Source organism: Neisseria gonorrhoeae (assembly GCF_003315235.1).
In the GTDB taxonomy this organism is placed as follows: Bacteria; Pseudomonadota; Gammaproteobacteria; order Burkholderiales; family Neisseriaceae; genus Neisseria; species Neisseria gonorrhoeae.
The window spans coordinates 1-4,691 of sequence record NZ_QNRU01000055.1; the positions used below are offsets into that span (position 1 = coordinate 1).

General features: G+C 51.2%; 5 protein-coding genes, 1 tRNA gene and 1 pseudogene. 4 read left to right on the forward strand and 3 right to left on the reverse strand.

The features are described 5' to 3' along the window. Positions 1 to 155 (forward strand): annotated as a pseudogene (locus DFR77_RS12245) (IS1595 family transposase); the annotation flags it as partial. Here DFR77_RS12245 and DFR77_RS12250 read toward each other — a convergent pair. Further along, complete coding sequence (locus DFR77_RS12250; RefSeq protein WP_020996890.1) at positions 123 to 1,385, reverse strand: hypothetical protein; 1,263 nt, start codon at positions 1,383 to 1,385, stop codon at positions 123 to 125. The pseudogene DFR77_RS12245 and the gene DFR77_RS12250 overlap by 33 nt on opposite strands. A gap of 199 nt (positions 1,386 to 1,584) precedes the next feature. Here DFR77_RS12250 and DFR77_RS12255 point away from each other — a divergent pair. After that, a tRNA-Glu gene (locus DFR77_RS12255) sits at positions 1,585 to 1,660 on the forward strand. Between the two features lie 215 nt (positions 1,661 to 1,875). Here DFR77_RS12255 and DFR77_RS13535 read toward each other — a convergent pair. Beyond that, positions 1,876 to 2,028: a hypothetical protein gene (locus DFR77_RS13535; protein ID WP_003689760.1), complete on the reverse strand. Its 153-nt coding sequence runs from the start codon at positions 2,026 to 2,028 to the stop codon at positions 1,876 to 1,878. 59 nt (positions 2,029 to 2,087) lie between these two features. Between DFR77_RS13535 and thiD the strand changes: the two genes are divergently transcribed. Then, positions 2,088 to 2,894: a bifunctional hydroxymethylpyrimidine kinase/phosphomethylpyrimidine kinase gene (gene thiD, locus DFR77_RS12260; RefSeq protein WP_003689761.1), complete on the forward strand. Its 807-nt coding sequence runs from the start codon at positions 2,088 to 2,090 to the stop codon at positions 2,892 to 2,894. A 57-nt stretch (positions 2,895 to 2,951) separates the two neighbouring features. On the opposite strand, the gene tehB is transcribed toward thiD, so the two are convergent. Continuing rightward, a complete protein-coding gene (gene tehB / locus DFR77_RS12265) occupies positions 2,952 to 3,821 on the reverse strand; it encodes an SAM-dependent methyltransferase TehB (protein WP_003705511.1) in 870 nt (289 codons plus the stop codon). Between the two features lie 112 nt (positions 3,822 to 3,933). Here tehB and rnhA point away from each other — a divergent pair, with 112 nt between their 5' ends. After that, positions 3,934 to 4,371, forward strand: coding sequence for a ribonuclease HI (gene rnhA, locus DFR77_RS12270; RefSeq protein WP_003689763.1), 438 nt, complete (start codon positions 3,934 to 3,936; stop codon positions 4,369 to 4,371). The last annotated feature ends 320 nt before the right edge of the window (positions 4,372 to 4,691 follow it).

The following is a 4,691-nucleotide window of genomic DNA, read 5'->3' on the forward strand; positions in this document are numbered from 1 at the left end:
GGAACTTTTGGAATCAGGCAAAACGCGCCTTGCGAAAATACAACGGAATCGATCGTAAACCTTTCCCGCCGTTGTTGAGGGAATGCGAATTTCGACTTAACTTCGGCACACCGTCCCGGCAGCTAAAAATCCTGCGGGATCGGTGTGGAATTTAGGGATAATCTAGTACAGCCCCTAACATTCAGCTTTTTCTTTTCAATCGACTTTGTATCGGGGGTTAATTCATATCCGTCCGCATCCACGGTTAAGGCAAACATATCTTTCCCTTTGGCAAAGCTCCTTTTCCCGATATGGGCTTCCCCTTCAAAATAAGAGTCTTTGTTGGCAAGGTTCACGCTCACGCTGCCGCCGTTGTAGGCGAAAATATCGCCTTTGATTTTGACAACCTTGCCTTCCCCGCCGACTACCTCGACTTTGCTGTATTTCCCGTCAATCGCAAACGCGCTGCCTATGCTTTTGGGCCTGCCTTGCTCGTCATAAACCGGCGTTGCAACGATATCGACGTTCCCACGGAAAATCGCTTCCATCTTAGAACCTTCCGGAATCTGCTTCTTATTGCCTAATTTGCGGCTTGAATAGAAGCCAAAACCGTTGCTTTCCGCCTCTTCCTGTCCGTTCCTATCGATTTTAATGTTTACATCGCCCTTGAACTCCATTGTGGTGATGTTTGGAGAAGCCTTGTTGAAGTTGATGTCTGAGTTACCATAGTGGTTGGCGGTAATGCCCTGTCCTTTATCTTTTCCTGATTTGATGTTGATATTCAGCGTCGAGCCTTCTTCGGAAACAAGACGATATTCTCCCATTTTTTCACCATTATTAAGCAATAGGATACCTTCGTTACTAGAGTTGGCATTTGAGTCCGCGTCCATATTGATGGTATTGCGCCCTTTAAAGGCAAGCATCGCCGGCGCCAAGCTACTGGATTTATGCCTATCATCAGACAAAATGCCGGCAGGCGCGTTATGGGCGGCTATGGTTACGTTTTCAAAAGTAACCTTATTTTCTCCCTCATAGCTTTGATCCACCAACATCACCGCGCCGCTCCAATTCTGCCATGCGTACGTGTAACCGTTTTTATTTATATTTCTTTCAATCGAGTTATTGTCAATCGTCGGCGGGGCATCGGCAGGACCGTCTGCCAATTTGCCTTTTATCGTAATGTTGTTCGTACCGCCGTTGGCGGCAATGATGAGGGAATTTAAGGGTTTGACTTCGGTTCCGCCATTAAGGGTATAGTTGTTCTCTTGCCCTTGTTTTGCGAGGACGAGGGTGTATTTGTCTGTCTTCTCTATCGTTCCACTGTTTGCAGCGGCCGCCCCTTGCGCGTGCATAGAAGCGGCCGCGAAGCCAAGTAAGATGCACTGAACTGTCTTCTTTTGTTTCATCGGTTTTTCCATTTTGAAGGTATGTGATTTTTATCATTATATGCTTAAATCATTGACACGCCCCCAAAAAAAAAAATGAATTGCTTGATATTCCAATGTTTTTTATCTTGTGATACGGTCAGACAAACGCCCCCTGACATTCGTTTAGACGGCATCGTATTGCTAAATTTCTATAAGTATGTATAATGTCCGTTTCCACGCGCCCATCGTCTAGAGGCCTAGGACACTGCCCTTTCACGGCGGCAACCGGGGTTCGAATCCCCGTGGGCGTGCCAATTCAAAAACCTGCTTGTTTCAAGCAGGTTTTTTATTATGAATCGTTATTCCCGCAATTTTTCGTCATTGCCGTGAAAACGGGAATCTAGAACCTCAAACTTTCAGATAATCTTTGAATATTGCTGTTGTTCTAAGGTCCGGATTCCCGCCTGCGCGGGAATGACGGAATTTTAGGTTTCTGTTTTTGCGGGAATGACGAATGAAGCGTGCCGGTTTATACTCGCCGCAACACGCGGTTCAGACGGCATCGCCCTCTTTTTTCATTATCAGTTGCTACGATGCACCCCGCTGCCTTGCCCTGTGCCTTGTCCTGCAATACGACATAATAATGCACCACAAACCCCGCGCTGCGGTTTTCAGACGGCATTGCCTGCTTTTTTACAGGCAGTAGCCCTTTTTATCGGACGCAATATTAAGGAGGAACAAATGAAAGGCTCTTTTGTGCAGACGCTTGCCATCGCCGGTTCGGATTCGGGCGGCGGTGCGGGCATTCAGGCGGATTTGAAAACGTTTCAGATGCGCGGCGTGTTCGGAACGTGTGTCATCACCGCCGTTACCGCGCAAAATACCTTGGGCGTGTCGGCGGTTCATCTCGTCCCGACCGAAACCATCACCGCACAAATCCAAGCAATCAGGGAAGACTTTGACATCCGCGCCTACAAAATCGGTATGCTCGGCACGGCGGAAATCATCGAATGCGTTGCCGACAAGCTGAAACACTGCAGCTTTGGCAGGCGCGTACTCGACCCTGTGATGATTGCCAAAGGCGGTGCGCCGCTGTTGCAGGATTCCGCCGTTGCGGCACTGACGCGCCTGCTGCTGCCGGACACGGACATCCTGACCCCCAACCTGCCCGAGGCGGAAGCCTTGACGGGCGTGCATATCGAAAACCGTAAAGATGCGGAACGTGCGGCAAAAATCCTGCTTGATTACGGTGTCAAAAATGTCATTATCAAAGGCGGACATTTGAACGGCAGCACAAGCGGACGCTGCACGGATTGGCTGTTTACGCAAAACGAAACGCTGGAATTGGACAGCCCGCGCTTTCCGACCGCCCACACGCACGGCACGGGCTGCACGTTTTCCGCCTGCATTACCGCCGAGTTGGCAAAAGGCTTAGACGTTTGCAAAGCCGTACAGACTGCCAAGGCCTACATCACGGCGGCAATCTCAAACCCTTTGGAAATCGGCGCGGGACACGGGCCGGTCAATCATTGGGCGTATCGGGACTAGACGTAAAAATGCCGTCTGAACGCCTTTTCGGGTTCAGACGGCATCGTCCGGCGCGGCTTATCCTGGTTTTTTCGCCAGCATAGTTACAAATTTAAACCGTATCGGGTTGCCGTTTTCGTCTTTGGCGTGCATCGCGCCCAATTCTTCTTTATATTCGACCAGCTCCCAATCCCGATAATAATCCTTCAGCTCGCCCTCTTTAAATTTGAAGGGGAACGGCATCGGGCAGGGGAAATCCGCCGTATCCATTGCCGATACGATTAAGTTGTACCCGCCCGCCGCCGTATGCGCCTGCATATCGGCAATCACGTCGGGCACGCGCTGCGGCATCAGGAACATCAGCACCACCGTTGCCACAATATAATCAAACTCGCCCTGAAGGGCGGCGGCGTTCAAATCATATTCCAGCGTGCGGACGTTCAAACCCTCCGCCTCTGCCAGTTCCGCCACGTTTGCCAACGCGGCGGGATTGCAATCGGCAGCGGTTACATCAAACCCCTTCAAACCCAGGAACAGCGCGTTGCGCCCCTGTCCGCAGCCCATATCCAACGCCCTGCCCGCCGGTACGGTATCCTGTGCCGCCGCGACCGCAGAATGCGTGGCACTCATCCCGTATTTTTTGTGAAAATAGTCTGCCGCCGCGCAATACAGCGACAAACGGATTTCGGCATCGTCCGTTTTCGGTTTGACCGAAAACACCTGCTGCGGCGCAAACACGCAATCGCCGCTTTCCGCCGACCAAACCTCTGCCGCCCCGTCCGGTGCACGGACTTCGACATCGCCCTGCAACACATTCAGGCAGACCCATTCCCCTTCCTCGGACGAATAACCCGACAATAAAACTTCCGGCAGGTTTTCCACTTTCCATACAGGCATTTGTCCGAAACAAAACAACTCGCCACTTTGACCCACTATCCGCTCCTTCATATTCAAAAATAAAGTTGCACATTATATGCCTATTTCAATCCGCCGCAATCTTTCAGACGGCACGACGCACAAACCGCTTATAATCACGCCGGACACCACACAAAGGCACGATATGGACACACCCGTTTACCTCTACACGGACGGCGCGTGCAAAGGCAATCCCGGCGCGGGCGGCTGGGGCGTATTAATGCGCTACGGCAGCCGCGAAAAAGAACTTTTCGGCGGCGAAGCGCAAACCACCAACAACCGCATGGAGCTGACCGCCGTTATCGAAGGGCTGAAATCGCTCAAACGCCGCTGCACCGTCATCATCTGCACCGACTCGCAATACGTCAAAAACGGCATGGAAAACTGGATACACGGTTGGAAGCGCAACGGCTGGAAAACCGCCGCCAAACAGCCCGTCAAAAACGACGACTTGTGGCAAGAACTCGACGCTCTGGTCGGGCAGCATCAAGTCAGCTGGACTTGGGTTAAAGGACACGCGGGACACGCGGAAAACGAACGCGCCGACGATTTGGCAAACCGTGGCGCGGCGCAGTTTTCTTGATTGCCGCACCGACAAAAATGCCGTCTGAAACCGCTAATGGGCTTCAGACGGCATCGTCCTCCACCGTCATTCCCGCGCAGGCGGGAATCCAGAACGTCGGGCAACGGCAATATTCAAAAGCCGTCTGAAAATTTAAAAGTTCTAGATTCCCGTTTTCACGGGAATGACGAAAAGTTGCGGACAGCAGAGGAATGACGAGATACTACTTTAATTGACAACAGCATTTTTACAATTCATTTTCAACCCATTGAATTTCAATATTTGAAAATTCACCGGATTTCAGACGCGGCAAAGCAGGCATTTAAAAAATGCCTTTTTTC

Bases quoted from the DNA above. Each gene is read 5' to 3' on its own strand.
- DFR77_RS12250 (WP_020996890.1), bottom strand. From the start codon at position 1,385: ATGAAACAAAAGAAGACAGTTCAGTGCATCTTACTTGGCTTCGCGGCC.
- thiD (WP_003689761.1), top strand. From the start codon at position 2,088: ATGAAAGGCTCTTTTGTGCAGACGCTTGCCATCGCCGGTTCGGATTCG.
- DFR77_RS13535 (WP_003689760.1), bottom strand. From the start codon at position 2,028: ATGCCGTCTGAAAACCGCAGCGCGGGGTTTGTGGTGCATTATTATGTC.
- tehB (WP_003705511.1), bottom strand. From the start codon at position 3,821: ATGAAGGAGCGGATAGTGGGTCAAAGTGGCGAGTTGTTTTGTTTCGGA.
- rnhA (WP_003689763.1), top strand. From the start codon at position 3,934: ATGGACACACCCGTTTACCTCTACACGGACGGCGCGTGCAAAGGCAAT.